Raw genomic sequence first — 26,258 nt, forward strand, 5'->3', positions numbered from 1 at the left:
AAGGAGGGGGAGGGATGGCACGCATCGGGGAAAGCGCCGATCTGCTCAAGTGTTCCTTCTGTGGAAAGAGCCAGAAGCAGGTCCAGCAGCTGATCGCCGGTCCCGGCGTGTACATCTGCGACGAGTGCGTCGAGCTCTGCAACGAGATCATCGAGGAGCGGCTCGCCGAGGCGGGCGAGGAGACGTCGAGCGAATTCGACCTCCCCAAGCCGAAGGAGATCTTCGGCTTCCTCGAGGAGTACGTCATCGGCCAGGAGCAGGCGAAGCGCGCTCTGGCCGTCGCGGTCTACAACCACTACAAGCGCGTCCGCGCCAAGGCGACCATCACCTCCGCCGACTCGATCGACGACGTCGAGATCGCGAAGTCGAACATCCTGCTGATCGGCCCCACCGGCTGCGGCAAGACGTACCTCGCGCAGACGCTGGCCCGCCGGCTCAACGTGCCGTTCGCGGTCGCCGACGCCACCGCGCTGACGGAGGCCGGCTACGTCGGTGAAGACGTCGAGAACATCCTGCTGAAGCTCATCCAGGCCGCCGACTACGACGTCAAGCGTGCCGAGACGGGCATCATCTACATCGACGAGGTCGACAAGATCGCCCGCAAGGCCGAGAACCCGTCGATCACGCGCGACGTCTCCGGCGAGGGCGTGCAGCAGGCGTTGCTGAAGATCCTCGAGGGCACGGTCGCCTCCGTCCCGCCGCAGGGCGGCCGCAAGCACCCGCACCAGGAGTTCATCCAGATCGACACGACGAACGTGCTGTTCATCGTGGCCGGCGCCTTCGCCGGGCTGGAGGAGATCATCTCCTCGCGTGCGGGCAAGAAGGGCATCGGCTTCGGCGCCCCGCTTCACTCCAAGGGCGACGACATCAACCTCTTCAGCGAGGTGCTGCCGGAAGACCTGCACAAGTTCGGGCTCATCCCCGAGTTCATCGGGCGCCTCCCGGTCGTGACCACGGTGACGCCGCTCGACCAGGATGCGCTGATGCAGATCCTCACCGAGCCGAAGAACGCGCTGGTGCGGCAGTATCAGCGCATGTTCGAGCTCGACGGCGTGCAGCTGGAGTTCGACCACGCGGCGCTGGAGGCCATCGCCGATCTCGCGGTGCTCCGCAAGACGGGCGCCCGCGGTCTGCGCGCCATCATGGAGGAGGTGCTCGGCCCGATCATGTTCGAGGTGCCGTCCAGCTCCGAGGTGGCTCGTGTGGTCGTGACGAAGGAGGCGGTGCTCGAGAACGCGGCGCCGACTATCGTCCCGCACCGCCCGCGGCGCGAGGAGAAGTCGGCGTAAGCACCGGCTGCTTGATCAGCATCTCGGGAGCCTTCGACACCATCAGCCAGGCCGGAAGGATCGCCAGGCACAGGATGGGCAGGATAAGCAGGTTCTGCGTGACGGCGACACCGATGAAGATGGCGATCCAGCCGTCCCGCGCGACGGCCAGCGTCAGCCCCATCACGCCCGCGGCGACCGCGATCTGAATCGGGATTCCCGGCACTAGCGCGTTCGCGAGCGTGCCGATCGCCGCCCCGATGAAGACGGCGGGGAAGATCCGGCCGCCGCGGAACCCGGCGCCGGCCGCGACCAGCAGGGCCGCGAGCTTGACCAGGACGATGAGCGCCAGCTGTCCCGCCGAATAGTCGGCGCGGGAGGTCACCAGCTGTCCCATCTGCGTCAGGCCCTTGAACAGGGTGATCGGGCCGCCGAGGGCGCCCAGGCCGCCGAGCACGGCGCCGCCCAGCAGGGTCATCAGCAGCGGGTGCCGCAGCGCATGGAAGGCGCGGTGGACGATCGGGAACACGATCACGCCGACGAGCCCCACCGCGGTGGCGATGACGCCGAGGACGATGGCGGCGAGCACATCCCAGCCGGTGACGGTCGTGTAGGCGGGCATCGGGATGCCGAAGTGCGGATGCGCGAGGAACGTCATCGTCAGCGACCCCGCGGCGGCGGCGACCAGCGGCAGGAACAGCTTGTCCCACAGCGCGCCGCCTCCCTTGATGGCCGCGACCATCCCGGTGAAGACCAGGGCGGCGGCGACGGGAGTGCCGAACAGGGCGCCGATGGTGCCCGAAGCCGCCATCATCAGCACCAGCTGCAGGGGGACGGCCTTCCACAGGCGGCCCACCAGCGCCACCATGAGGCTGATGTTGATGGCGATGATCGGGTTCTCCGGCCCCAGGCTGACGCCACCGGCGAGGCCCAGGACGGCGGCCAGCGCCAGCGACGGCACCACCGCGGGCCGCAGCGGAGGGGCGACGAGCTCCGTCGTCGCCGAGTCCGGGCCCGCATGACCGGGGACCAGCCAGACGGTCAGCCCCACCGCGGCGCCGGTCACGGTCAGGACTGCGAAGATCCACCACCCCGACGACGGGTCGATGCCGAGCGCCTTCGGCAGGTTCGTCCACACACCGTCCTCGATCAGGCCGGCCAGCGCTTCGATCGCCCAGAGGGCCAGGGCGCTGACCACGCCCACCACGACGGCCGGGATGCTGAGGAGGACGAGCTGGCGCACCGACGGCGCGGCGAGCTCCGGCTGCGTGGCGGTCATGGCCACCCCCTCTCGACTGCGCTCAGCGTAGAGGGTGGCCGGTGAGGCGGGCTAGGCTCAGTTGTCCAGCCCGCGACGCTTCAGCAGCGGCTCGATCTCGGCGTCCCGGCCGCGGAAGTCGCGGTACGCCTCCAGGGGGTCCTTCGACCCGCCGACGCCGAGCAGACGGTTGCGGAAGCGGTCGCCGTTCTCGCGCAGCAGGCCGCCGTTCTCGCGGAACCACTCCACCGTGTCGGCGTCCAGCACTTCGCTCCAGATGTAGGAGTAGTACCCGGCGTCGTACCCGCCCGAGAACGTGTGGGCGAAGTAGGTGCTCGCGTAGCGGGGAGGGACGGCCGGGTTGTCGAGCCCGACCGCGGCCAGGGCGTCCGCCTCGAACGCGGCGACGTCCGTCACCTCGTCGTCGGCGGTGATCCGGTGCCACGCCTGGTCGAGCAGCGCGGCCGCGAGGTACTCGCTGGTCGCGAAGCCCTCGTTGAAGCCCTCGGCGGCGTGCAGCCGGTCGACGAGCTCCTGCGGCATCCGCTCGCCGGTGACGTGGTGCACCGCGTAGTTCTCGAGCACCTCGGGCCACAGCATCCACATCTCGTTCACCTGGCTGGGGAACTCGACGAAGTCGCGGAACACGTTGGTGCCGGCGAACTTCGGGTAGGTGACGCGCGCGAACAGGCCGTGCAGCGCGTGGCCGAACTCGTGGAAGAGGGTGTTCGTCTCGTCGTAGGTGAGCAGGGTCGGCTCGCCGGCGGCGGGCTTCGGCACGTTGAGGTTGTTGACGACGACTGTGGGCGTGTCGAGCAGGTCGGACTGCGCGATCAGCGGGTTCATCCAGGCACCGCCGCGCTTGGAGTCGCGTGTGTACAGGTCGAGGATGTAGAGCCCGAGGCCGCTGCCGTCCTCGTTGCGCACCTCGAAGACGCGCGCCTCCGGGTGGTACGCCACCAGGTCCGGACGCTCGGTGAAGGTGATGCCGTAGAGACGGGTCGCGGCGTAGAAGACGCCGTCGCGCAGCACGCGCTCGGCCTCGAAGTAGGGCCGCATCGCCGCGAAGTCGACGTCGAACTTCTCGGCGCGCACCTTGCCGGTGAGGTGCGCCCAGTCCCACGCCTCCACGGTCTCGCCGTCGGGCAGCTGGCGCTGCAGGTCCGCCTGCTCCGCTCGTGCGTTGCGGGCGGCCGCGGGCGCGAGGCGCCCCAGCATGTCGGCGACGGCCTCCGGGGTGCGGGCGGTCTCGTCCGCGGTGACGTAGGCGGCGTGCGTGTCGAAGCCGAGCAGGCGGGCACGCTCGGCGCGCAGCCGGGTGATCTCGAGCACGAGGTCGCGGTTGTCGTTGTCGCCGCCGCGGATGCCGCGCGAGCGCGAGGCCGCCATGATTCGCTCCCGGGACGCGCGGTTCGTCAGGTCGGCGAGCCACGGGTGTCCTGTCGGCAGCACGAGGGTCACCACGTACTTGCCCTCGAGCCCGCGCTCCGCCGCTGCCTGCGCGGCGGCGGAGAGCTCGCCCTCACCGAGGCCGGCCAGCCCTTCGGCGGTGTCGAACACCACGGCGAGGTCGTTCGTGTCGGCGAGGAGGTTCTTCTCGAACCGCGTCGTGAGGGTGGAGAGCTGCTGGTTGTACCCCCGGAGCCGCTCCTTTCCGGCCTCGTCGAGCCCGGCGCCGGCCAGGGTGAACTCGGCGTAGTAGCGCTCGACCAGGTAGCGCGACTCCGCATCCAGGCCCAGCTCGTCGAGCCGCGCGTGCAGGCCCGCGATGCGCTCGTACAGGCGCGGGTTGAGCCGGATGGCGTCGCTGTGCGCGGCGAGCTGCGGCGCGATCTCCTCTTCGAGGGAGTTGGTGAAGTCGGTGCTGTCCGACGAGCTCTTGTTGAAGAACACCTCCGCGACGCGCTGCAGCACCTGGCCCGACCGCTCCAGCGGCAGCATTGTGTTCTCGAAGGTGGGGGAGTCGTCGGTCGCGACGATCGCATCCACTTCGGCCAGCTGCTCCGCGAAGCCGCGCTCGAACGCGGGACGGTAGTGCTCGTCGCGGATCTCAGCGAAGGGCGGGAGCCCGTACGGCAGGGTGCTGGGTGAGAAGAAGGGGTTCGACGTGTCGGCCATGGTCCCAGCCTAGACAGGCGCTGAGGGATGCCGCAAAGGTTTCGTTGCAAACGAATGAATGCAAAGAGAAGCTTGCAAAGAAACCTTTGCTGTTCTACGCTGGGTGACATGACGAACGAGGAACAGCCGGCACAGCCCGGCGAGCCCGCGGAAGCTGCGGAGGCCGCGGCCCCTGCGGCCCCTGCGGCCCCCGCGGTCGGCGGCGCAGCAGGCGGTCGGTGGCCCCACGAGGACGCGCTGGGCATGGCCGCACTCCGCGCCCTCGCGCATCCCCTGCGGGTGGAGCTCATGAACGAGCTCTCCGACTTCGGCCCCGCGACCGCGAGCATGCTGGCGGAGCGCCTGGGGGAGTCGAGCGGCGCGACCAGCTACCACCTCCGTCAGCTCGCCAAGCACGACATCATCGTCGAGGACACCGAGCGCGGCTCCGGGCGCGAGCGCTGGTGGCGCATGGCGCCGGGCGGCGTCACCATCGGCTCCCAGGAGACGCTGGACACCCCGGCCGGCCGGGAGGCCAACGAGCTGATCTCGCTCGGCTGGCAGCAGAACAACGAGCGCCGTCTCTCCACCTTCCTGCGGCGCGGCCTCGACACGTTCGGGTTCGAGTGGATGGAGTCGAGCACGCTCTCGACGTCGCACCTCGAGCTCACGCGCGAGCAGCTCGCCGAGCTCGGCCGCGAGTACTACGAGCTGCAGGACCGGCTGAAGCAGAAGTGGAAGGCGCAGGAGGCGGAGGCCGAGACGGCCGCCGCCGAGGGCGGAGCGACCCCGGCGGAGCGCAAGCGCGTCCAGGTCCAGTTCAACGCCTTCCCGCTCGTGGAGCAGGAGGAGCGCTGATGAGCGGCACGGCGGCATCTCCGCTGGCGGTTGCTCCTCTGGGGCGCGGGTTCGCCCGCCTCTGGACCGCGGCCATCGCGAGCAACCTCGCCGACGGTCTCGGGCGCACCGCCGTGCCGCTCATCGCCACGACGCTCACCCGCGACCCGGCGCTCATCGCCGGCGTCAGCGCGGTGACGTTCCTGCCGTGGCTGCTCTTCGGCATCCCGGCCGGGATGCTGCTCGACCGGGTCGACCGGCGGGTCGCGATGGCCGTCGCGAACTCGCTCCGCTTCGCCGTCGCCGCCCTGCTCGCCGTGCTGATCACGACGGATGCCCTCACCATCTGGCTGCTCTACGCCTGCGTGCTGGCATTCGGGCTGGGGGAGACCGTCTTCGACAACGCGACGACCACCGTGGTGCCCGCGCTGGTGTCCCGCGATCAGCTGGACCGCGCGAACGGGCGGATGCAGTCGGCCGAGATCACCATCCAGAACTTCATCGCGACACCGGTCGCCGGGTTCCTGTTCGCCGTGGCCATCGTGCTGCCGGTGTGGCTCACCGGGGCGGGGTTCCTCATCGCGGGTCTCCTCGCGCTGACGATCCCGGCCGCCGCCGCCCATGCCGCACCGCGTGCGGGCGTCGAGGGAGAAGCCGCCGTCGAGCGCCCGCCGCTGTCTGCCGTCATCCGCTTCCTCTGGGAGTACCGCTTCCTGCGCTGGATGATCGTGCTCACCTCGATCACCGCATCCGCGCTCGCCTTCGCGCAGGGCAGCGTCGTGCTGCTCCTGCTGCAGACCTTCAGCGTGCCGGCCGCCCTGATCGGCGTGGTCACCGCGGCCATCGGCGTCGGCGCCCTGGTCGGAGCGCTCGTCTCCAGCCGCTTCGTCGTCCGCTTCGGCCGGGGCCAGGTGATGTTCTGGGCCATCCTCGTCAGCGGGGTCGGCATCCTGGGCGTCGGCCTCACCGCGAACGTCGGCGTCGCGATCGCCGCGTACGCGATCGGCGCCTTCGGCGTGGCCGTCTGGAACGTGCCGTGGGGCGCGCTCCGTCAGGCCGTCATCCCCGGCGACATGCTCGGGCGTGCGCTCGGCATCGTGCGCACCATCGGGTGGGGGCTCACCCCGATCGCCACCGTCCTGGGCGGCTTCGTCGCCCGCATCGACCTCCGGCTGCCGTTCGTCATCGGCGGCGGGCTGGTGGTCGTCCTGACGCTCATCGCGTCCCGTCTCATCCTGTCGGCGTCCGCTCAGGCGCCCGCCGCCGAACCCGTTCCGGAAGGACAACCGTCATGACCGCCGTCCTCGTCCCCGTGCACCGTCCGCTCACCCACCGCGTCGCCGTCCGCCTCGGCCGGGCGCTGACCGCCTGGGGAGACCGTCCGCCCGCCCGCGATCTGCGTCACGCCGAGCGTGTCGCCCGCATCGAGGGCACGCGCGACACCGCCGCCCGGATGCTGCCGCAGCTCCCGCGGTGACCCTGTCGCCGCGAGGGTGCTAGGCCTCGTCCTCGTCGTAGTCCGACGCGTCGGCCTCGATCTGCTGCGTGATGGTGGCCGAGTCCTCCTGCGGGTTGTAGCGGATCTCGGTGCCGTCGTCGAGCGAGACGACCGGCTTGCCCTCGAGCCAGGTGAGCGTCCAGCTCCAGCCGGTGGTCTCGACATCGGTGGCGACGAGCTCCTCCTCGACCGTCTGCACCGCGTAGGCGACGACCTCGGGCAGGGAGGAGGGCGCCGCCTCGCCGACGGCCCAGCGCGTGCCGAGCTGCATCAGGCGCGTCCCGCCTCGGTCGTGGCCGTGGCGTTCGCCTTGGCGAGGTCGATCTCGTAGGTCACCCAGGAGGTGCGCTCCGCGACCGAGTCGTAGAGCTGCTGGGCGGTCTGGTTGTCGTGGGCGGTGATCCACTGCACGACCCCGAGCCCGCGCTCCTCGGCGATCGACCGCGCCTTCTGCAGCAGCGCGCTGCCGACGCCCTTGGTGCGCTCGTCCTCGACGACGAACAGGTCGTCGATGAAGAGGCCGCGGTCGCCCTCCAGCGGACGGGCGAACTCGCGCACGTGGGCGAGGCCCACGATGCGGTCGCCGTCGACGGCGACGTAGCCGCTCTCCTCGTGCTCGGGAGCCGTCAGCCACGACCACAGGACGAGCGCCTTCTGGTCGGTCAGCTGGGTGTCGTAGAACTCCGCGTACTTCGCGTACACGTCGAGCCAGGCGAAGAAATCGCCGTCCTTGACCGGTCGAACCTCGATCGACATGGATTCCTCCGTTCGCGTTTCGCGCCCGGCTGCGAGTCCGGTGCGTGTTCCGACCATATAACGGTCCCGTTCAGGGGACGAGATCGTAGGTGACCCACCTGGTCTTCTGAGCGAACTTGTCGTAGAGGCGGCGGGCGGTCTCGTTGTCCTTCGCCGTGATCCACCGGACGACCGACAGGCCGCGCTCGCGCGCCGCCTTGCGCACCGCTTCGAGGAGGGCGGAGCCGGCTCCTGCGCCGCGTGCGTCGGGGCTCACGAACAGGTCGTCGAGGTAGAGGCCCTTGCTGCCGTCGAGGGGACGGACGAACTCGCGCACGTGCGCCAGCCCGATCGGGGTGCCCTCCTCGTCGACGGCGAAGTACGCCTCGAGCTCGTTCTCCGGGTCGGAGATCCAGCTCCACACCAGGAGCGCCTTCTCGTCGGTGACGGGGCTGTCGTAGAACTCGCCATAGCCGACGTAGAGGTCGAGCCAGGTGAAGAATTCGTTGTCCTGGACTCCTCGGACGGTGATGGTCATCGTTCCTCCTCGGTCGGGGCCGCGGCGAGCAGGATATCGGTCACCTGCAGCTCGTCGGCGGAGGCGAACCGCAGGTCGGCGATTCTGCCCACCGAGCGGAGGTCGCCCGCGGCGGACTCGACGGCGGCGATCTCCGCGGCCGGACCGGCGATGACGGCCGAGTCGACCGGGGTGCGCTGGGACGCCTTGGCGGCGGTCTTGGCGCCGCGGATGCCGGTGAGCGCGCGGCCGACGATCGCGAGGACCTCGCGGTCGGCGCTCCAGTCGAGGGCGACCTCCGTCGCCACCGGCCACGGCGCCACGTGCACCGAGCCCTCCTCGGACCAGCTCCACGCCTCCTCGGCCGCGAACGGCAGGACCGGCGCGAACAGGCGGAGGAACGTCGAGAGCGCGACACGCAGGGCGACGACGGCCGAGGCCTGCTCTTCGCCGGCCTCGCCGTAGGCGCGCTCCTTCACGAGCTCCAGGTAGTCGTCGCAGAACGTCCAGAAGAACGGCTCGACGATCTCCAGGGCCCGCGAGTGCTCGTAGTTCTCGAGTGCCGTGGTGGCGTCGGCGACGACAGCCGCGAGGTTCTGCAGCATGCTGCGGTCGAGCGGGCTGGTGACCCGGTCGAGGTCGAGCGATGCGGGGGCCTCGAAGCCGAGGATGAACTTCGCCGCGTTGAGCAGCTTGATCGCCAGACGGCGGCCGATCTTGATCTGCGTCGGGTTCTGCGGGTCGAACGCCGCGTCCGTGCCGAGCTTGCTCGACGCGGCCCAGTAGCGCACCGCGTCCGAGCCGTGACGCTCCAGGATGTCGGCGGGCGTCACCACGTTGCCCTTCGACTTCGACATCTTCTTGCGGTCGGGGTCGACGATGAAGCCGGAGAGGGCGGCGTTGCGCCACGGGGCGACATCCGCCTCGAGCTTCGCGCGCAGCAGGGTCGAGAACAGCCAGGTGCGGATGATGTCCTGACCCTGGGGGCGCAGGTCGTACGGGAAGACGGCGCCGAAGAGCTCGTCGTCGCGCATCCACCCGCCGGCCAGCTGCGGGGTCAGCGAGGACGTCATCCACGTGTCCATCACGTCGTGCTCGCCGACGAAGCCGCCCGCCTGACCGCGCTGGGCCTCGTCGAAGCCGGGCGCGGTGTCGGACGACGGGTCGACCGGCAGCGACTCCTCTGAGGGGAGGATCGGCTGGTCGAACAGCGGGTTGCCGTCCGCGTCGAGCGGGTACCAGACGGGGATCGGAACGCCGAAGAAGCGCTGGCGCGAGATGAGCCAGTCGCCGGTGAGGCCGTTCACCCAGTTCTCGTAGCGGATGCGCATGAAGTCGGGGTGCCAGTCGATCTCGCGGCCGAGCTCGATGAGCCGCGCGCGCAGCTCCTCGTCACGGGCGCCGTTCTTCACGTACCACTGGCGGGTCGAGACGATCTCGAGCGGCTTGTCGCCCTTCTCGAAGAACTTCACCGGGTGCTGGATGGGCTTTGGCTCGCCCTCGAGGTCGCCGGAGGCGCGCAGCAGCTCCACGACCGCCTGCTTCGCCGAGAACACGGTCTTGCCCGCCAGCTGGGCGTACGCCTCCTTGCCGGCCTCCGAGGTGATCACCGCGGGCGGCTCGGGCAGGATGCGGCCGTCGAAGCCGATGATCGCGCGGTTCGGCAGGTCGAGCTCGCGCCACCAGGTGACATCGGTGATGTCGCCGAAGGTGCAGATCATCGCGATGCCCGATCCCTTGTCCGGCTGCGCCAGGTGGTGAGCGACCACCGGGACCTCGACGTCGAACAGGGGCGTGCGCACCGTCGTGCCGAACAGCGGCTGGTACCGCTCGTCGTCGGGATGCGCGACCAGCGCCACACAGGCGGGCAGCAGCTCCGGACGGGTCGTCTCGATGTACACCGGGCCGTCGGCGCCGTGGAAGGCGACGCGGTGGTACGCGCTCGGCTGCTCGCGGTCCTCCAGCTCGGCCTGGGCGACGGCGGTGCGGAAGGTGATGTCCCAGAGCGTCGGCGCCTGCGCCTGGTACGCCTCGCCGCGCGCGATGTTGCGCAGGAACGCCAGCTGGGAGGTGCGGATCGAGTCGCGCCCGATGGTGCGGTAGGTCTGCGACCAGTCGACGGAGAGGCCGAGCGTGCGCCAGAGCGCCTCGAACTGCTTCTCGTCCTCCTCGGTCAGCCGCTCACAGAGCTCGATGAAGTTGCGGCGCGAGATCGGCTTCTGGTCCGCCGCCTTCGTGCTCTTGTTGTCGCCGCCCTCGAAGGGAGGTGTGAAGTCGGGCTCGTAGGGGAGCGACGGGTCGCAGCGCACGCCGTAGTAGTTCTGGACGCGGCGCTCGGTCGGCAGGCCGTTGTCGTCCCAGCCCATCGGGTAGAACACCTTCCGGCCGCGCATGCGGTGGAACCGGGCGATCACGTCCGTGTGCGTGTAGCTGAAGACGTGTCCGATGTGCAGCGACCCGGAGGCGGTCGGCGGCGGGGTGTCGATCGAGTACACGCCGTCACGGCCGGCGGCCAGGGCGCCTTCGCGGTCGAACAGGAAGGTGCCGTCCTGCTGCCAGCGGTCACCCCACTTCGACTCGAGGCCCTCCAGTGCGGGCTTGTCCGGAACGCGAGCGGCGGGCGTGTTCTCGCTCATGGGGGTCCTCCGAGTCGATATGTGCGGCACCGTGTCCACGGGGTGCCTGAGTGTAGGGATCCCCTCCAGAGTACCGAAACCCGGGGGCGGACGCGTCGGACGACGCGTCCGCCCGTTCGTCAGACCTCGTCGATGATCGGCTTCCGGCGCGCGGCCAAGAGGGCCGCGACCAGGGTGATCAGCGACATGACGGCCAGGACGATGCCGGGGTGCCACCAGGCGTTGCCGGTCGCCTGCCCGAAGATCAGCGTGAGCGCCGGGACGAACGAGGTGACCAGCGCCGCGAGGCTGTAGGCGACGGAGAGTCCGCTGTAGCGGACGTCGCTCGGGAAGAGGTCCGACATCAGTCCGCCGAGGCCCGCCCACGACAGGGTGGGCAGGATGCCGCCGATGATCATGCTGCCGACGAGCACGGCGAAGGAGGCGGACTGCAGCAGGAAGTACATCGGGAACGCGACCAGCAGCGTCCCGACCGCGCCGATCGCGACGACGCGCGCCGACCCGATCCGGGTCGCCCACAGGCCGAAGAGCGGGATGGTGACGAGCTGCAGCAGGCCGCCGATGGTCGTGGCGACCAGCAGGTCCTGGTACTTGAAGCCCAGCACCGCGGTGCCGTAGTCGACCATGTAGGTGTTCATGAGCGAGTAGGAGCCGATGCCGAGCACGGCCGCGCCGATGGCGATGACGAAGCCGGTCGGAGCCTTGCGGAACACGTCGACGACGGGGAAGCGGTCACGCTGGCCGGTCTCCAGCAGCTTCCGGAAGACGGGCGTCTCATCGATCGACCACCGCAGGTAGAGCGACACGAGCAGCAGCGGGAACGCGGTCAGGAACGGGATGCGCCATCCCCACGCCGCGATGTCGGCCGACGACATGCTCAGGGTGAGCACGATGAACACGACGGCGCTCAGGATGGAGCCCACCGGCGAGCCGAGCTGGGGGAGCGCCGCGTAGAAGCCCCGGCGCTTCGGGTTCGCGTACTCGGTCGCGAGGAGGATCGAGCCGCCCCACTCGCCGCCGACCGAGAAGCCCTGCACGAGGCGGAGGAGGACGATCGCGATCGCGCCGAACCATCCCGCCGCCTGGTAGGTGGGCAGCACGCCGACGAGACCGGTGCTGAGGCCCATGAGCAGGATGGTGATGAGCAGCGTCGGGCGCCGGCCGATCCGGTCGCCGAGGTTGCCGAACACGACTGCGCCGATCGGGCGGATGACGAAGCCGGCGGCGATCGCCAGGAACCCGGCCAGCGCCCCGCCGAAGGTTCCGAGCGGCGCGAAGAAGAGCGGGCCGACGAAGAACGCCGCGAAGTACGCGTAGAGGTAGAAGTCGTACGACTCGAGCGCCGTGCCGACGAACGACGCGATGGTGACGCGCCGCGCGGTGCCCGGGGTGATTCCCGGGCGGTCGGTCTCGCTGCGGACGGGGGCTGTGGTGGTAGTCACGGGAGTCCTTCGGAGGTGAATAGTATGTGGACCGGGTCCAATAATGGCACGAGAAGGGAACGCCGCATGCCGCAGCCGCATTCCCCGGGCACGTCCGCCGGGGCGGGAGCCCGCGCCTCCGGCAGCGGACGGCCCCGCTCGTCGTCGCGCGCGATGCTCGCCGAGGCCGCGGCGGAGCTGTTCCTCGAGCAGACGTACGCGGGAACCACGGTCGACGACATCGCCCGCCGGGCGGGCGTCAGCCGGGCCACCTTCTTCAACTACGTCGGCTCGAAGAGCGACCTGCTCTGGCTCGAGGTCGACGAGGCGCTCGCCGCCTTCGACACGACCGTGGCATCCGTCCCCGCTGATCTGGCGCCGATGGATGCGGTGCTCGACGCGGTCACCCGCCTCGCCGACGCGTTCGGCCCCGGACGCCTCCCGCTCGCGGTCACGCAGGTCGACCTCATGGGCACGGATGCGGAGCTGCAGGCCTCGGCGCTGCCGCGCTTCCTCGCGCTGGTGCGGAGGCTGGAGGCGTTCATCGCCGCCCGGGCCGGCCTCCCGTCCGACGCCCTCCTCCCGCGCGCCGCCGCGACCGCGGTCGTCGGCGCCGCGGTCTCGGCCGCGGCCGCCTGGGCCCGCGCGGGCGTGCGCCGTGGCCCGCTCACCCCGCTCGTGCGCACCGCCGTCGCCCCCGTCTGCGCCGGCTACGCCCCCGTCCTCTGAGCGACTGCGGTCGTTCGCCGCGTCTGCGGTCGGTCGCGCAGGCGCAGACGTTCCGGGACGCAGCAGTCGCGGCCGGCCGCCCACAAGGGGCGGCGGAGCCGGTAGGATGGACGGCACAGACAGCGACCCGGGTATCGCCGGCGAGTCTTCGGAAGAACGGCGCGCAGCGCTCAGTAGAACCGAACGGGTACGGCCCGTCACAGCCGCGAGATGAGTGGCCCTCCCCGGCGACGGAGGCGGAGCGGGCAAGCGGGGTGGTACCGCGACGGGCGCGAGAGCGTCCGGCGTCCTCGTGCAGCACGTGAGAATCTGCCAGGAGAGAGATGCCGTACCCCAAGTCCGCGCCGGACTCGTCGCGCGACGACGACCAGCGCCCCGGCGACCAGCGCCCCGACGTTCAGCGCCAGGAAGTCGTGGCGAGCCCGGTCTTCCCCGAGATCGAGACCGACGTCCTCGCGTTCTGGGAGAAGGACGGGACCTTCCGCGCCTCCATCGACAACCGCGACGGCGCCGAGGAGTGGGTCTTCTACGACGGCCCCCCGTTCGCCAACGGCCTCCCGCACTACGGCCACCTGCTGACCGGGTACGCGAAGGACGTCTTCCCGCGCTTCCAGACCATGCGCGGCAAGAAGGTGGAGCGCCGCTTCGGCTGGGACACGCACGGCCTGCCCGCAGAGCTCGAGGCCGAGCGGCAGCTCGGGATCACCGACAAGAGCCAGATCGAGGAGATGGGGCTCGCCGCCTTCAACCAGGCCGCGAAGGACTCGGTGCTCCGCTACACCCGCGAGTGGCGCGAGTACGTCACCCGCCAGGCGCGCTGGGTCGACTTCGACAACGACTACAAGACGCTCGACACCACCTACATGGAGTCGGTGATCTGGGCCTTCAAGCAGCTGCACGAGAAGGGCCTCGCCTACGAGGGCTACCGCGTGCTGCCGTACTGCTGGCGCGACCAGACCCCGCTGTCCAACCACGAGCTGCGGATGGACGACGACGTCTACAAGATGCGGCAGGACCAGACGGTCACCGTCACCTTCCCGCTGGTCGGCGAGAAGGCGGAGGTCCTCGGGCTCACCGGCACCCGCGCCCTCGCGTGGACGACGACCCCGTGGACCCTGCCGACGAACTTCGCGCTCGCGGTCGGCCCCGACATCGAGTACGCCGTGCTGCCCTCCGGTCCGAACGGCGCCGCCGACTCGTACGGCGACCCCGACCAGGAGGTCCTGAGCGGACGCTACCTGCTCGCCAAGGACCTCGTCGGCAACTACGCCAAGGACCTCGGCTACGACTCCCCGGCGGATGCGCTGGCGGCGGTCACCGGCACGCTCCGCGGCTCCGAGCTCGCCGGCGTCGAGTACGACCGGCTCTGGGACTACTACGCCGACACCGAGAAGTGGGGCACGCAGAACGCGTGGCGCATCCTCGTCGACGACTACGTGACCGTCGAGGACGGCACCGGCATCGTCCACCAGGCGCCCGCCTACGGCGAGGACGACCAGCGCGTCACCGAGGCGGCGGGCATCCCCGTCATCATCTCGGTCGACGACGGCGGGCGCTTCCTGCCCGACGTGCCCGAGGTCGCCGGCGTGCAGGTGTTCGAGGCGAACAAGACGCTGACCCGGCTGCTCAAGGAGCAGGGCCGGCTGCTGCGCCAGGCGAGCTACGAGCACTCGTACCCGCACTGCTGGCGCTGCCGCAATCCGCTCATCTACAAGGCCGTCTCCAGCTGGTTCGTGCGGGTCACCGACTTCCGCGACCGGATGGGCGAGCTCAACCAGCAGATCACCTGGGTTCCCGAGAACGTCAAGGACGGCCAGTTCGGCAAGTGGCTGGCCGGCGCCCGCGACTGGTCGGTGTCGCGCAACCGGTACTTCGGCTCGCCGATCCCGGTGTGGAAGAGCGACGACCCCGCCTATCCGCGGGTCGACGTGTACGGCTCACTCGAGGAGCTGGAGCGCGACTTCGGCCGCCTGCCGCTGAACGCGGCCGGCGAGCCGGACCTGCACCGCCCGTTCATCGACGATCTCACGCGCCCCAACCCGGACGACCCGACGGGCCGCTCGACGATGCGCCGCATCCCGGACGTGCTCGACGTGTGGTTCGACTCCGGGTCGATGCCGTTCGCCCAGGTGCACTACCCGTTCGAGAACCGCGACTGGTTCGACACCCACAACCCGGCCGACTTCATCGTCGAGTACATCGGGCAGACCCGCGGCTGGTTCTACCTGCTGCACACGCTCGCGACCGCGCTGTTCGACCGTCCGGCGTTCAAGAACGTGATCAGCCACGGCATCGTGCTCGGCAGCGACGGGCAGAAGATGTCCAAGTCGCTCCGCAACTACCCGGACGTGAACGAGGTCTTCGACCGCGACGGGTCGGATGCGATGCGCTGGTTCCTCATGTCGAGCCCGGTGCTGCGCGGCGGCAACCTGGTCGTCACCGAGGAGGGCATCCGCGAGGGCGTGCGCCAGGTGCTGCTCCCGCTGTGGAACACCTGGTACTTCTTCTCGCTGTACGCCAACGCCGCGGGATACGAGGCGAAGCGCTCGACCGCGTCCACCGACGTGCTCGACCGCTACCTGCTGGCCAAGACCCGCGACCTGGTGGAGGCCGTGACGGCCGACCTGGAGGGGCTGGACTCGACGCTCGCCGCCGCCAAGCTGCGCGACTTCGCCGACGTGCTCACCAACTGGTACGTGCGCCGGTCGCGCGACCGGTTCTGGGAGGGTGTGGGCGAGGACGGCTCCGGCGCCGAGGCCTTCGACACGCTTTACACCGTGCTCGAGACGTTCACCCGGGTCGCCGCGCCGCTCCTGCCGCTCGTCGCCGAGCGCATCTGGAAGGACCTCACCGGCGGCCGCTCCGTGCACCTCACGGACTGGCCGGAGGCCGGCGAGTTCCCCGCCGACGACGCGCTGGTGGATGCGATGGACCGCATCCGCGCGATCAGCTCGACCGCCCTGTCGCTGCGCAAGCAGGCGGGCCGCCGCGTGCGGCTGCCGCTCGCGTCGCTGACCGTGGTGGCGCAGAACGCCGAGGCGCTCCGTCCGTTCGAGGGCATCCTGCGCGACGAGCTCAATGTGAAGGCGGTCGAGCTGGTCGAACTGCGCGACGACAGCGCAGCGGAGTACGGCATCACGAGCCGTCTCACGGTCAACGCCCGCGCCGCCGGGCCGCGCCTGGGCAAGCAGGTGCAGCAGGTCATCCAGGCCGCCCGCGCCGGCGACTGGACCGAGGTGGACGGCGTGGTGACCGTCGGCGGCGTCGAGCTGGTCGACGGCGAGTACGACCTGGTGCTCGAGACCGCATCGGGCGGCGACGACTCGTCGGCGCTCGCGCTGCTCGCGGGCGGCGGCTTCGTGCTGCTCGACACCGCGACCACGCCGGAGCTGGAGGCCGAGGGCCTCGCGCGGGACATCATCCGCGCCGTGCAGGACACGCGCAAGGCGGCGGGGCTCGACGTGAGCGACCGCATCCGGCTCAGCCTGGCGTTCGACCACGAGGACGACGCCCGTGCGCTCGACCTCGCGGGCGACGTCGACATCGCGACCGAGACGCTCGCGCTGGCGATGGAGATCGCCGCGGCGGACGGCGCGTTCCAGAAGCGGTTCGAGGCGGGGCAGTTCGCCAACGCCGGCGCGTTCACCGTCGGCGTGACCAAGGTGGAGGTGGAGTCGTGACCGACGAGGAGGACTTCCGCGAACGCGCGGAGGAGGTCTACCAGGCGCTGCTGGCCCGGGTCGGGGAGGGCGCGCCCGAGCGCCGCCTCGACGCGACCCGGCGGGCCGTCGAGCTGCTCGGCGATCCGCAGCGGGCGTACCCGATCATCCACGTGACGGGCACCAACGGGAAGACCTCGACCAGCCGCATCGCCGAGAGCCTGCTGCGCGCCTACGGTCTGCGCACGGGCCTCCTGACGAGCCCGCACCTGGTGCGCTTCAACGAGCGCATCGTCATCGACGGGCAGCCGATCGACGACGAGGCGCTGGTGCGCAACTGGGAGGACATCAGCCCGTACCTGGAGATCGTGGATGCGGAGCTGACGGAGGCGGGCAAGCAGCCGCTGACGTTCTTCGAGGCGCTCACCGCGCTCGCCTACGCGGCCTTCGCGGACGCCCCGGTGGATGTCGCGGTGATCGAGGTCGGCATGGGCGGCGAGTGGGACTCGACCAACGTCGGCGACGGCCAGGTGGCCGTGTTCACGCCGATCGCGCTGGACCACACGAAGGCGCTGGGCGACACCATCGAGGAGATCGCGCGCACCAAGTCCGGCATCATCAAGCCGTCCGCCGACGTCGTCTCGTCGGCGCAGACCCCTGAAGCGGATCGCGTGCTGCGGGAGGCGTCGGAGCTCACCGAGTCGACCTTCGCCGAGCAGCCCGCCGACTTCGGCGTCGACAGCACGCGCGTAGCGGTCGGCGGCCAGCTGGTGACGGTCCGCGGACGGGCGGCGACCTACGAGGACGTCTTCCTGCCGCTGTACGGCGACCACCAGGCGCAGAACGCGGCCGTGGCCGTCGCCGCGGTCGAGACGTTCCTCGGCCGGGGCACGCAGCCGCTCAAGACGGATCTCGTCGAGGAGGGCTTCGCGACGGCCACGTCGCCCGGCCGTCTGCAGCTGATCGGCATCGAGCCGAGCATCCTGGTGGACGCGGCGCACAACCCCGCGGGCGCCGAGACGCTGGCCGACGCGCTCCGCAGCTACTTCGACTTCGACGAGATCACCTTCGTCATCGGCATCCTGGGCGACAAGGATGCGCGCGGCGTCATCCGCGCGCTCGCCCCGGTGGCCACGCAGTTCTTCGTCACCCGGCCCGACTCGGAGCGGGCGCGCGAGGCGGAGGAGTTCGGCGACCTGGTGCGCGAGGAGGTCGGCGACGAGGCGACGATCGTCTACTCGGACCCGATCGACGCGCTCGAGTCGGCCCGCGACTGGGCCGGTGAGGAGCCGCGCCGCGCGGTCGTCGTCGCCGGGAGCATCGTGCTCGTCGGCCAGGCGATGGCGTATGCCGAGGAGCAGGAATGGAAGCAGGCCGCGTCGTGACCGACGCGCCGCAGGGCCGGGTCCGCCGTCAGCGCTCGCTCCGCGAACTGCTCGGCTCGATCGTGCTCGGCTTCGAGCTGCTCGTGGTGTTCCTCGGCGCGCTCGTGCTGTTCGGCCTTCACTCGCTGCCGGCCTGGCTGGCGCTCGGCGGGGGAGCGGCGCTGATCGTGCTCATGATCATCGCGATCGGGCTGCTGCGGAACACCGCGGGCGTCGTGCTCGGCTGGATCGTCCAGCTGATCGTGGTCGCCGCCGGCATCCTCGTCCCCGCCTTCTTCATCGTGGGCGCGATCTTCACCGCCATGTGGGCGTACTGCATGATCGCCGCCGCACGCATCGACCGCAACAATCGAGCGGCCGCATCCGCGGCCGACAACGGAACGGAGAATCCATGACCACCGCCGTCGAAGAGACCCTCGTCCTCATCAAGCCCGACGGGGTCGCCCGCAACCTGACCGGCGAGATCCTGCGCCGGATCGAGGCCAAGGGCTACTCGCTCGTCGACCTCCGGATGCTGCAGGCCGACCGCGACCTGCTCGCCCAGCACTACGCCGAGCACGAGGGCAAGCCCTTCTACGAGCCGCTGGTGGAGTTCATGGAGTCGGGCCCGATCGTCGCGATCCGCCTGGCCGGGAACCGCGTCATCGAGGGCTTCCGCTCGCTCGCCGGCGCGACCGACCCGACGACCGCCCTCCCGGGCACCATCCGCGGCGACCTCGCCCGCGACTGGGGCCTCAAGGTGCAGCAGAACCTCGTGCACGGCTCCGACTCGCCCGAGTCCGCCCAGCGCGAGCTGGCCCTCTGGTTCGGCTGACCCGCACCGCGCATCCCGCCGCGCAACATTCGTGCCGAATGTCGCCTCCAGCACGCTGAGAGGGGACATTCGGCACGAATGCGTCCGGCGAGCGACCGTGCGCCGGGTCAGATGAAGGCGCGGTGGATCCAGTCCAGCTGCAGCTGCGCCAGCACCGCGACGATCGCGTAGCAGACGATCGTGATCAGCGGCACCCAGCCGTACAGCGTGCGGAAGAGCGCACGGGCGCGTTCCGGCAGCGGGATGTTGCCCTCCTTGAGGTTGTAGAGGGTCACCGCCCAGAAGGTCGGGATGGTCACGACCCAGGTCACCATGCACCAGGGGCACAGCACGTTCAGCACGGTGAGCGACTGGGTGATCAGGAAGATGACCAGCACCAGCGCAAGCACCACGCCGACGTTGAACGCGATCCAGTACCAGCGGGCGAAACGCCCCCGGGTCGCCAGCAGCCCGACGCCGACGGCGATCGTGGCGGTCCACCCGCCGATGCCCAGCAGCGGGTTCGGGAAGCCGAGCAGCGAGCCCTGCCACGAGTTCAGGTTCTTCGAGCAGCCCACCAGCACCGAGAAGTTGCAGGACAGCTGGGCGCCCGGGTTCTCGAGCAGGTGGAACTTGTCCACCGTCAGCATGAAGGCCGCCCAGACGCCGATCAGTCCGGCGATGATCAGGAAGACGGCGAGAGCGGTCGGGCGGCGGTAGGCGGCCTCGGCGGGACTGGCTGACACCCTCGGATTATGGCATGCCCCCTGCGTGTCGTCCTGGGAGGCGACCGCTGCGAGGCGCAGCCGTGCGATAATCGTTGCAGCAGTCGTCCCGGCCCCGGCCGGGAACAGCGACAGAAGGCTTGCGGGCGCCTGGAGCGCCCGGGAAATGCCGGCCCTGGAGGCCGGCGCGAACAGTGAACCGGATGCAGACGGCGCCACGAGCCCGGCGGCATCCGAACAGGATTGAGGGAGGCGCCGCGCGCGCCGCCTCCCGACGGAGAGTACCCGGCGAGCGGGGAACCGCCGACCGGTCGAGGAGTGCACCAGCGATGGTGGATAACGAGAATATCGACAACACGGACAACAACGAGACGGAGACAGGAGGACGGAAGCGCAAAGGGCTCTTCGGCACGCGACGCGTGGTGAGGAAGGCCTCGCCGGCGTTCGGTGACGCACCGGCCGAATCCGCTTCCGACTCTGCCGCTTCTTCTTCCGAGCAGGCCGCAGCCCAGACGCCGGCCGAGGACGTTGAGCAGGCGCCTGAGGCCGCTGAGCAGGCGCCCGAGGCCGCCGCCCCGGTGGAGACCGAAGCGCCCGTCGCCGCGGACGCCCCTGCAGCCGACGCGGTGAGCGGCGTCGCCGCGCCCGTCGTGGCGCACGAGCCCCCGGCCCTCCCGGAGAAGCACGGCGAGGACGAGCCGCCGCTCGTCGCCGCAGCCGCCCCCGGCCTGCCGCCGACCACCCTGCTCTTCCAGGCGCCCGACATCCTCCCGCTCCCGCCGCTGCCCGACGCCGACGAGGAGCCGGCCGGCGGAGTGCGCCGCCGCTCCCGCCGTCGCGCGGGCGAGACCGGGCGCGAGGGCGCGAACGACCCCGCGAACACCGTCGTCAAGGTCCGCACCCCGCGCGAGCCGGAGCTGATCACGGAGCCGCAGAAGGTCAAGGGCTCCACGCGCCTCGAGGCCAAGAAGCAGCGCCGCCGCGACGGCCGCGACGCCGGGCGCCGCCGTCCGGTCATCACCGAGGCCGAGTTCCTGGCGCGCCGCGAGTCCGTGGACCGGCAGATGATCGTGCGCTCGAAGGGCGGCCGCATCCAGATCGGCGTGCTGGAGGACAAGGTGCTCGTCGAGCACTACGTCGCCCGCTCGCAGGAGGCGTCGCTCATCGGCAACGTGTACCTGGGTCGCGTGCAGAACGTCCTCCCCAGCATGGAGGCCGCCTTCGTCGACATCGGACGCGGCCGCAACGCCGTGCTGTACTCCGGCGAGGTGGACTGGGATGCGGTGGAGACCGGCAACCAGCCGCGCCGCATCGAGCTGGCCCTCAAGGCCGGCGACCGCGTCCTGGTGCAGGTCACCAAGGATCCGGTCGGCCACAAGGGCGCGCGCCTCACCAGCCAGATCTCGCTGCCGGGCCGCTACCTCGTCTACGTGCCCAACGGGTCCATGAACGGCATCAGCCGCAAGCTGCCGGACACCGAGCGGTCGCGGCTCAAGAAGATCCTCAAGGAGGTGCTTCCGGAGAGCGCCGGCGTGATCGTGCGCACGGCCGCCGAGGGCGCGACGGAGGAGCAGCTGACGCTCGACGTCAACCGCCTCACCGCGCAGTGGGCCGACATCAGCTCGCGCGTCGAGACGCAGCAGGCGCCCGCGCTCCTGCACAGCGAGCCCGACCTCCTGATCAAGATCATCCGCGACGTCTTCAACGAGGACTTCCAGAAGCTCGTCATCGCGGGCGACGACGCGCGCCAGACGATCGAGAACTACCTCCGCCAGGTCGCCCCCGACCTCCTCGACCGCGTCGAGGCCTACACCGGCGAGCGGGACGCCTTCGACGAGTTCCGCATCACGGAGCAGATCGAGAAGGCGCTCGAGCGCAAGGTGTGGCTGCCCTCGGGCGGTTCGCTCGTCATCGACCGCACCGAGGCGATGACGGTCGTGGACGTCAACACCGGCAAGTTCGTCGGCTCGGGCGGCAACCTCGAGGAGACCGTCACCAAGAACAACCTGGAGGCGGCCGAGGAGATCGTCCGCCAGCTGCGCCTGCGCGACATCGGCGGCATCATCGTCGTCGACTTCATCGACATGGTGCTGGAGTCGAACCGCGACCTCGTGCTCCGCCGCCTGGTCGAGTGCCTCAGCCGCGACCGGACGAAGCACCAGGTCGCCGAGGTCACCTCGCTCGGTCTCGTACAGATGACCCGCAAGAAGCTGGGCCTCGGCCTGCTCGAGACGTTCAGCGAGGCGTGCGAGGTCTGCGCGGGCCGCGGCGTCATCGTGCACCACGACCCGGTGGTCAAGCACCGCCAGCCGCAGCAGCAGCCGCAGAACGAGCGCCGTCGCGGCCGCGGCGGCAACGGCGGCGGCAACGGGGGAGCGAACGGCGCCCCCGCCGCCAACGGCCACAGCGGCACCCACGCCATCACCGACGACGCGAAGAACGCGCTCGCGCAGATCGCCGCGTCGACCATCCACCACCACGAGGACGGCACGAAGCCCTCGGAGCCCGGCGAGGTCTCCGAGGTCACCATCGCCGAGGTGACGGTGACGGAGGTCACGGCCACCAAGAAGCGCCGCCGCAAGGGCAAGGGCGACCGGCAGCGTCCGGCCGCCGAGCAGGCCGACGGCGCCGGAGCCGAGACGCAGCAGGCGGAAGAGCAGTCGGCCGACCCGCGCGCCTCCGACGATGACACGCAGGTCGCGGTCGCGGTCGAGGTCGCCGAGCTGGACGTGACGGAGATCGACGTCGAGACCGGCGAGGCGGACGAGGCGTCCGTCCCGCTCATCGAGCTGCCGGATCCCGCTCCGACGCACACGCCGGTCCGCCGCTCCCCGGAGGAGACCGAGCACCTGCTCGACTCCGTGCTGGACGCTCTGCCGCAGCCGAAAGAGCCGGGTCAGGGCCGCAGCCGCAGCCGTCGCGCCAGCACCGCGGTCATCGCGGGCGGCGAGAAGCTCCCGACGTCCGACTGACGCCGCGGCTCGTCACCGTCCGGGTCAGTGGCCCGGGCGGTGACGGTCGCGTGCGCGCACCCGCAGACCGCTGGCGATGAGCCGCGAGACGAGCTCCTTGCCGGGCACGGGATGCGCCCCCGCCGCGACGAGCTCGTCGTAGCGCCGGTCGGGCACGTCGTAGTGGTCGAGGTCGAAGGCCCGGCGCTGGATGCCGTTGGCCTCCGCGAACGCGTGCAGTTCGTCCAGCGACGCGTCGCTGACCAGATGCGACCACAACATGCCGTGCGCCGGCCATGCCGGGGGATCGATCAGGACCGTCATAGAATGATTCTAGGAACCGGTTCCGCTGGCGGAGCCGCGCGGTCCCGACGGCCCTCTGCGGGCCGGTCCGCCGAGGTTGTGCCGAATTGACGCCATCCTGGGCGTCGGGTAAAGTTGACCGTTGGTGTGTGTCGGGCGTCGCCCGCATCACCATCTTGGTTTTCTGAGAGCCGCCGGGTGTGAGAGCTCCCGGGCGGACTCGCCAGTGCCTTGCGATCAAGGCGAATTCCAGAAAAGTTGAAGAGCAGGACCAGATCCGCGGCTGCGCCGGGAGCTGTTCCCCGACGAAAAGGTACTGACAAGTGGTTTACGCAGTTGTGCGCGCCGGTGGCCGGCAGGAGAAGGTCGAGGTCGGCACCATCGTGACGATGGACCGCATCAAGGCCGACGAGAACGGCACGGTCGAGCTCGCACCGGTGCTGCTCGTCGACGGTGACAAGATCACCTCCGATGCCGCGTCGCTCGCGAAGGTCACCGTGACCGCCGAGGTCCTGGGCGACCTCCGTGGCCCGAAGATCGTCATCCAGAAGTTCAAGAACAAGACCGGTTACAAGAAGCGCCAGGGCCACCGTCAGGAGCTCACGCGCGTCAAGATCACCGGCATCAAGTAACCGACGGCCACGTAGCCCGACAGCCTCGAGGAGAAGACACCATGGCACACAAAAAGGGAGCGAGCTCCACTCGCAACGGCCGCGACTCCAACGCTCAGCGCCTCGGCGTGAAGCGCTTCGGCGGCCAGACCGTCAACGCGGGTGAGATCCTGGTCCGCCAGCGCGGCACCCACTTCCACCCCGGCGTGAACGTCGGCCGTGGCGGCGACGACACCCTCTTCGCCCTCGCCGCCGGTGCGGTCGAGTTCGGCACCAAGGGCGGCCGCAAGGTCGTCAACATCGTGGAAGCCTCGGCCTGAGCCTCACCACGAGCAACACCTTCCGGATGGGCGGGCTTCGGCCCGCCCATCCGCCGTTTGAGCACTAAACAGCAGTAGGAGAAGCACCATGGCGACGTTCGTTGATCGCGTGACGTTGCATCTGCGCGCCGGAAACGGCGGCAACGGGTGCGTCTCGGTCCGGCGCGAGAAGTTCAAGCCGCTGGCCGGCCCCGACGGCGGGAACGGCGGCAACGGCGGCGACATCGTGCTGGTCGCCGACCCGCAGGTCACCACGCTGCTCGGCTACCACCGCCACCCGCACCGTTCCAGCGAGAACGGCGGCTTCGGGATGGGCGACCACCGCAGCGGCCACACCGGCGAAGACCTCGAGCTGGCCGTCCCGGTCGGCACGGTCGTCAAGGACGAGGCCGGCAACGAGCTCGCCGACCTGACCGAGCCGGGGATGCGCTTCGTCGCGGCCCCCGGCGGCGTCGGAGGCCTCGGCAACGCGGCCCTCGCCAACCCGAAGCGCAAGGCGCCCGGCTTCGCGCTGCTCGGCACTCCCGGCTGGGAGGGCGACATCCGCCTCGAGCTGAAGACGGTCGCCGACATCGCCCTGGTGGGCTACCCGTCCGCCGGCAAGTCGAGCCTCATCGCCGCGCTCTCCGCCGCGAAGCCGAAGATCGCCGACTACCCGTTCACGACGCTGCACCCCAACCTCGGCGTCGTGCAGGCCGGCGACGTGCGCTACACCGTCGCCGACGTTCCCGGCCTCATCGAGGGCGCGAGCGAGGGACGCGGTCTCGGCCTGGAGTTCCTCCGCCACGTGGAGCGCTGCTCGGCGCTCCTGCACGTGCTCGACTGCGCCACGCTGGAGCCGGGCCGCGACCCGCTGAGCGACCTGGATGTCATCCTCGCGGAGCTCGCCGCCTACCCGGTGCCCGAGGGCCAGACGCCGCTGCTGGAGCGCCCGCAGCTCGTCGCGCTGAACAAGATCGACGTGCCGGATGCGCGTGAGCTCGCCGACTTCGTCCGGCCGGAGCTCGAGCAGCGCGGCTACCGCGTCTTCGAGATCTCGACGGTCAGCCACGAGGGCCTCCGTCCGCTGTCCTTCGCGCTCGGCGAGATCGTCGAGACGGCCCGTGCCGAGCAGGCGGCCCTCGAAGAGGCGCGGCCGCGCATCGTGATGCGCCCGAAGGCCGTCGACGACTCCGGCTTCGTGGTCAAGGTCGAGGGCGGCACCGACGGACCGGTGTACCGCATCCTCGGCGCCAAGCCCGAGCGCTGGGTCGCTCAGACGGACTTCGCGAACGACGAGGCCGTCGGCTACCTCGCCGACCGCCTCGCCAAGCTGGGCGTCGAGGACGAGCTGGTCCGCGCCGGAGCCGTCGCCGGCTCCACCGTGGTCATCGGCCGCAACAACGGCGTCGTCTTCGACTGGGAGCCGACGCTCACCTCGACCGCCGAGCTCATCACGGCGCCCCGCGGAACGGACGCCCGGCTCGACACCAATCAGCGCCCGACCCGCGCGCAGCGCCGCGAGGACTACTTCGAGCGCATGGACGCCAAGGCCGAGGCCCGCGAGGAGCTCCAGCGCGAGCGTGCCGCCGGTCTCTGGGCGGACGACAGCTACGACGAGAACGCGGTCCGCGAGGCGGACGTGCGCGACGACAGCGCCAGCGCAGACAGGGAGACCAGCGAGGGATGACGATCGACGACCGCAGCCAGATCCCCTCCGCCCGCCGGATCGTCGTCAAGGTGGGCTCCTCGTCCATCAGCGGCGAGAACGCGGGGCAGATCGCGCCGCTGGTCGACGCCCTCGCCGAGGCCCACGGCCGCGGCACGCAGGTCGTCCTCGTCTCGTCGGGCGCCATCGCGACGGGTATCCCGTACTTGTCGCTCACCGAGCGCCCGACCGACCTGCCCACGCAGCAGGCCGCCGCCGCGGTCGGCCAGAACGTGCTGATCTACCGCTACCAGGACAGCTTCGACCGCTACGACATCGTGGCGGGCCAGGTGCTCCTGACCGCCGGTGACATGGAGAACCCGACGCACCGCAGCAACGCCAAGCGGGCGATGGAGCGGCTGCTCGACCTGCGCATCCTGCCGATCGTCAACGAGAACGACACGGTCGCGACCCACGAGATCCGGTTCGGCGACAACGACCGGCTCGCCGCGCTGGTCGCACTGCTCATCGACGCCGACCTGCTGGTGCTGCTGTCGGATGTCGACGCCCTGTACACGAAGCCGCCGCACGAGCCCGGCGCCGCGCGCATCGAGTACGTGGGGTGGGACGACGAGCTCGACGGCGTCGAGATCGGTTCGACCGGCCTCTCCGGCGTCGGCAGCGGGGGAGCGGTCACGAAGGTCTCCGCCGCCCGTCAGGCGGCCGAGCGCGGGACCGCGGTCGTGCTGACGGCGACCTCCCTGGTCTCGCGCGCCCTGCGGGGCGAGCAGGTGGGCACCTGGTTCGCACCCGCGCCCGTGTCCGGTGCGGCCGCTGCGTCCACCCCCACTGCGTCCACCCCCGCCGACGCCGCCGCGTCCTAGAATC

23 protein-coding genes are annotated in these 26,258 nt (G+C 70.6%); 14 read left to right on the plus strand and 9 right to left on the minus strand.

All coding sequences use genetic code 11. The annotated features are described in order from the left end of the window. The first annotated feature begins 14 nt into the window (after positions 1 to 14). Positions 15 to 1,289: an ATP-dependent Clp protease ATP-binding subunit ClpX gene (gene clpX, locus ACTJI1_RS18415; protein WP_440743744.1), complete on the plus strand. Its 1,275-nt coding sequence runs from the start codon at positions 15 to 17 to the stop codon at positions 1,287 to 1,289. Here clpX and ACTJI1_RS18420 read toward each other — a convergent pair. Both ACTJI1_RS18420 and ACTJI1_RS18425 read right to left on the minus strand, forming a co-directional pair. Beyond that, positions 1,246 to 2,547, minus strand: a complete 1,302-nt coding sequence (locus ACTJI1_RS18420; protein WP_440743745.1) for an ion channel protein — start codon at positions 2,545 to 2,547, stop codon at positions 1,246 to 1,248. The two genes, clpX and ACTJI1_RS18420, sit on opposite strands and share 44 nt — an antisense overlap. A 57-nt stretch (positions 2,548 to 2,604) precedes the next feature. Beyond that, on the minus strand, positions 2,605 to 4,644 hold the full coding sequence (locus tag ACTJI1_RS18425; protein WP_440743746.1) for a M3 family metallopeptidase: 2,040 nt from the start codon (positions 4,642 to 4,644) through the stop codon (positions 2,605 to 2,607). 108 nt (positions 4,645 to 4,752) lie between these two features. On the opposite strand from ACTJI1_RS18425, the gene ACTJI1_RS18430 reads away from it, so the two are divergent. From ACTJI1_RS18430 to ACTJI1_RS18440, 3 genes are read left to right on the plus strand one after another with little or no spacing between them, the layout of a single operon-like run. Then, positions 4,753 to 5,481, plus strand: coding sequence for a helix-turn-helix domain-containing protein (locus tag ACTJI1_RS18430; protein WP_440743747.1), 729 nt, complete (start codon positions 4,753 to 4,755; stop codon positions 5,479 to 5,481). Next, complete coding sequence (locus ACTJI1_RS18435; protein ID WP_440743748.1) at positions 5,481 to 6,755, plus strand: MFS transporter; 1,275 nt, start codon at positions 5,481 to 5,483, stop codon at positions 6,753 to 6,755. Before ACTJI1_RS18430 ends, ACTJI1_RS18435 begins: the two co-directional genes overlap by 1 nt. After that, a complete protein-coding gene (locus ACTJI1_RS18440; RefSeq protein ID WP_310129014.1) occupies positions 6,752 to 6,937 on the plus strand; it encodes a hypothetical protein in 186 nt (61 codons plus the stop codon). Before ACTJI1_RS18435 ends, ACTJI1_RS18440 begins: the two co-directional genes overlap by 4 nt. A gap of 19 nt (positions 6,938 to 6,956) precedes the next feature. On the opposite strand, the gene ACTJI1_RS18445 is transcribed toward ACTJI1_RS18440, so the two are convergent. From ACTJI1_RS18445 to ACTJI1_RS18465, 5 genes are all read right to left on the minus strand, one after another. Next, positions 6,957 to 7,229, minus strand: coding sequence for a hypothetical protein (locus tag ACTJI1_RS18445; RefSeq protein ID WP_310129015.1), 273 nt, complete (start codon positions 7,227 to 7,229; stop codon positions 6,957 to 6,959). Continuing rightward, on the minus strand, positions 7,229 to 7,714 hold the full coding sequence (locus tag ACTJI1_RS18450; RefSeq protein ID WP_440743749.1) for an N-acetyltransferase family protein: 486 nt from the start codon (positions 7,712 to 7,714) through the stop codon (positions 7,229 to 7,231). The genes ACTJI1_RS18445 and ACTJI1_RS18450 overlap by 1 nt, the downstream gene beginning before the upstream one ends. 70 nt (positions 7,715 to 7,784) lie before the next feature. Further along, entirely contained in the window at positions 7,785 to 8,231 is a 447-nt protein-coding gene (locus ACTJI1_RS18455; protein ID WP_440743750.1) for an N-acetyltransferase family protein, read from the minus strand. After that, the gene (valS, locus tag ACTJI1_RS18460; protein ID WP_440743751.1) at positions 8,228 to 10,846 is read right to left on the minus strand and encodes a valine--tRNA ligase; all 2,619 of its coding nucleotides are present in this window, start codon (positions 10,844 to 10,846) and stop codon (positions 8,228 to 8,230) included. Before valS ends, ACTJI1_RS18455 begins: the two co-directional genes overlap by 4 nt. Before the next feature lie 119 nt (positions 10,847 to 10,965). Next, entirely contained in the window at positions 10,966 to 12,288 is a 1,323-nt protein-coding gene (locus ACTJI1_RS18465) for an MFS transporter (RefSeq protein ID WP_440743752.1), read from the minus strand. 66 nt (positions 12,289 to 12,354) lie between these two features. On the opposite strand from ACTJI1_RS18465, the gene ACTJI1_RS18470 reads away from it, so the two are divergent. The 5 genes from ACTJI1_RS18470 to ndk all read left to right on the plus strand — a co-directional run bounded on the left by ACTJI1_RS18470 (position 12,355) and on the right by ndk (position 18,854). Next, on the plus strand, positions 12,355 to 12,996 hold the full coding sequence (locus tag ACTJI1_RS18470; protein ID WP_310129021.1) for a TetR/AcrR family transcriptional regulator: 642 nt from the start codon (positions 12,355 to 12,357) through the stop codon (positions 12,994 to 12,996). Positions 12,997 to 13,319: 323 nt separating this feature from the next. Continuing rightward, positions 13,320 to 16,676, plus strand: coding sequence for an isoleucine--tRNA ligase (gene ileS / locus ACTJI1_RS18475; protein ID WP_440743753.1), 3,357 nt, complete (start codon positions 13,320 to 13,322; stop codon positions 16,674 to 16,676). After that, positions 16,673 to 18,040 carry a bifunctional folylpolyglutamate synthase/dihydrofolate synthase gene (locus ACTJI1_RS18480; protein WP_440743754.1) on the plus strand — a complete coding sequence of 456 codons (1,368 nt, stop codon included), beginning with the start codon at positions 16,673 to 16,675 and terminating at the stop codon, positions 18,038 to 18,040. The genes ileS and ACTJI1_RS18480 overlap by 4 nt, the downstream gene beginning before the upstream one ends. Next, a complete protein-coding gene (locus tag ACTJI1_RS18485; RefSeq protein WP_440743755.1) occupies positions 18,019 to 18,435 on the plus strand; it encodes a DUF4233 domain-containing protein in 417 nt (138 codons plus the stop codon). Before ACTJI1_RS18480 ends, ACTJI1_RS18485 begins: the two co-directional genes overlap by 22 nt. Beyond that, a complete protein-coding gene (ndk, locus tag ACTJI1_RS18490; RefSeq protein ID WP_310129028.1) occupies positions 18,432 to 18,854 on the plus strand; it encodes a nucleoside-diphosphate kinase in 423 nt (140 codons plus the stop codon). Before ACTJI1_RS18485 ends, ndk begins: the two co-directional genes overlap by 4 nt. Before the next feature lie 107 nt (positions 18,855 to 18,961). Here ndk and ACTJI1_RS18495 read toward each other — a convergent pair whose 3' ends face one another. Further along, on the minus strand, positions 18,962 to 19,579 hold the full coding sequence (locus tag ACTJI1_RS18495; RefSeq protein WP_440743756.1) for a vitamin K epoxide reductase family protein: 618 nt from the start codon (positions 19,577 to 19,579) through the stop codon (positions 18,962 to 18,964). Between the two features lie 308 nt (positions 19,580 to 19,887). Between ACTJI1_RS18495 and ACTJI1_RS18500 the strand changes: the two genes are divergently transcribed. After that, on the plus strand, positions 19,888 to 22,530 hold the full coding sequence (locus ACTJI1_RS18500; protein WP_440743757.1) for an Rne/Rng family ribonuclease: 2,643 nt from the start codon (positions 19,888 to 19,890) through the stop codon (positions 22,528 to 22,530). 24 nt (positions 22,531 to 22,554) lie between these two features. Here the strand turns inward: ACTJI1_RS18500 and ACTJI1_RS18505 are convergent, their stop codons facing one another. Beyond that, entirely contained in the window at positions 22,555 to 22,833 is a 279-nt protein-coding gene (locus tag ACTJI1_RS18505) for a DUF4031 domain-containing protein (RefSeq protein ID WP_310129034.1), read from the minus strand. Positions 22,834 to 23,135: 302 nt separating this feature from the next. On the opposite strand from ACTJI1_RS18505, the gene rplU reads away from it, so the two are divergent. The 4 genes from rplU to proB all read left to right on the plus strand — a co-directional run bounded on the left by rplU (position 23,136) and on the right by proB (position 26,254). Continuing rightward, positions 23,136 to 23,444, plus strand: a complete 309-nt coding sequence (rplU, locus tag ACTJI1_RS18510; RefSeq protein WP_310129035.1) for a 50S ribosomal protein L21 — start codon at positions 23,136 to 23,138, stop codon at positions 23,442 to 23,444. Between the two features lie 41 nt (positions 23,445 to 23,485). Further along, positions 23,486 to 23,743, plus strand: coding sequence for a 50S ribosomal protein L27 (gene rpmA, locus ACTJI1_RS18515; protein ID WP_064108854.1), 258 nt, complete (start codon positions 23,486 to 23,488; stop codon positions 23,741 to 23,743). Positions 23,744 to 23,831: 88 nt separating this feature from the next. Further along, positions 23,832 to 25,412 carry a GTPase ObgE gene (gene obgE, locus ACTJI1_RS18520; RefSeq protein ID WP_310129039.1) on the plus strand — a complete coding sequence of 527 codons (1,581 nt, stop codon included), beginning with the start codon at positions 23,832 to 23,834 and terminating at the stop codon, positions 25,410 to 25,412. Continuing rightward, positions 25,409 to 26,254, plus strand: a complete 846-nt coding sequence (gene proB / locus ACTJI1_RS18525; protein WP_440743758.1) for a glutamate 5-kinase — start codon at positions 25,409 to 25,411, stop codon at positions 26,252 to 26,254. The genes obgE and proB overlap by 4 nt, the downstream gene beginning before the upstream one ends. Positions 26,255 to 26,258 lie beyond the last annotated feature (4 nt).

Origin of the sequence: Leifsonia sp. 22587 (assembly GCF_052044215.1) — a bacterium.
Taxonomy (GTDB): domain Bacteria; phylum Actinomycetota; class Actinomycetes; order Actinomycetales; family Microbacteriaceae; genus Leifsonia; species Leifsonia shinshuensis_C.

Bases quoted from the DNA above. Each gene is read 5' to 3' on its own strand.
- clpX (WP_440743744.1), top strand. From the start codon at position 15: ATGGCACGCATCGGGGAAAGCGCCGATCTGCTCAAGTGTTCCTTCTGT.
- ACTJI1_RS18420 (WP_440743745.1), bottom strand. From the start codon at position 2,547: ATGACCGCCACGCAGCCGGAGCTCGCCGCGCCGTCGGTGCGCCAGCTC.
- ACTJI1_RS18425 (WP_440743746.1), bottom strand. From the start codon at position 4,644: ATGGCCGACACGTCGAACCCCTTCTTCTCACCCAGCACCCTGCCGTAC.
- ACTJI1_RS18430 (WP_440743747.1), top strand. From the start codon at position 4,753: ATGACGAACGAGGAACAGCCGGCACAGCCCGGCGAGCCCGCGGAAGCT.
- ACTJI1_RS18435 (WP_440743748.1), top strand. From the start codon at position 5,481: ATGAGCGGCACGGCGGCATCTCCGCTGGCGGTTGCTCCTCTGGGGCGC.
- ACTJI1_RS18440 (WP_310129014.1), top strand. From the start codon at position 6,752: ATGACCGCCGTCCTCGTCCCCGTGCACCGTCCGCTCACCCACCGCGTC.
- ACTJI1_RS18445 (WP_310129015.1), bottom strand. From the start codon at position 7,229: ATGCAGCTCGGCACGCGCTGGGCCGTCGGCGAGGCGGCGCCCTCCTCC.
- ACTJI1_RS18450 (WP_440743749.1), bottom strand. From the start codon at position 7,714: ATGTCGATCGAGGTTCGACCGGTCAAGGACGGCGATTTCTTCGCCTGG.
- ACTJI1_RS18455 (WP_440743750.1), bottom strand. From the start codon at position 8,231: ATGACCATCACCGTCCGAGGAGTCCAGGACAACGAATTCTTCACCTGG.
- valS (WP_440743751.1), bottom strand. From the start codon at position 10,846: ATGAGCGAGAACACGCCCGCCGCTCGCGTTCCGGACAAGCCCGCACTG.
- ACTJI1_RS18470 (WP_310129021.1), top strand. From the start codon at position 12,355: ATGCCGCAGCCGCATTCCCCGGGCACGTCCGCCGGGGCGGGAGCCCGC.
- ileS (WP_440743753.1), top strand. From the start codon at position 13,320: ATGCCGTACCCCAAGTCCGCGCCGGACTCGTCGCGCGACGACGACCAG.
- ACTJI1_RS18485 (WP_440743755.1), top strand. From the start codon at position 18,019: ATGGAAGCAGGCCGCGTCGTGACCGACGCGCCGCAGGGCCGGGTCCGC.
- ndk (WP_310129028.1), top strand. From the start codon at position 18,432: ATGACCACCGCCGTCGAAGAGACCCTCGTCCTCATCAAGCCCGACGGG.
- ACTJI1_RS18500 (WP_440743757.1), top strand. From the start codon at position 19,888: ATGGTGGATAACGAGAATATCGACAACACGGACAACAACGAGACGGAG.
- ACTJI1_RS18505 (WP_310129034.1), bottom strand. From the start codon at position 22,833: ATGACGGTCCTGATCGATCCCCCGGCATGGCCGGCGCACGGCATGTTG.
- rpmA (WP_064108854.1), top strand. From the start codon at position 23,486: ATGGCACACAAAAAGGGAGCGAGCTCCACTCGCAACGGCCGCGACTCC.
- obgE (WP_310129039.1), top strand. From the start codon at position 23,832: ATGGCGACGTTCGTTGATCGCGTGACGTTGCATCTGCGCGCCGGAAAC.
- proB (WP_440743758.1), top strand. From the start codon at position 25,409: ATGACGATCGACGACCGCAGCCAGATCCCCTCCGCCCGCCGGATCGTC.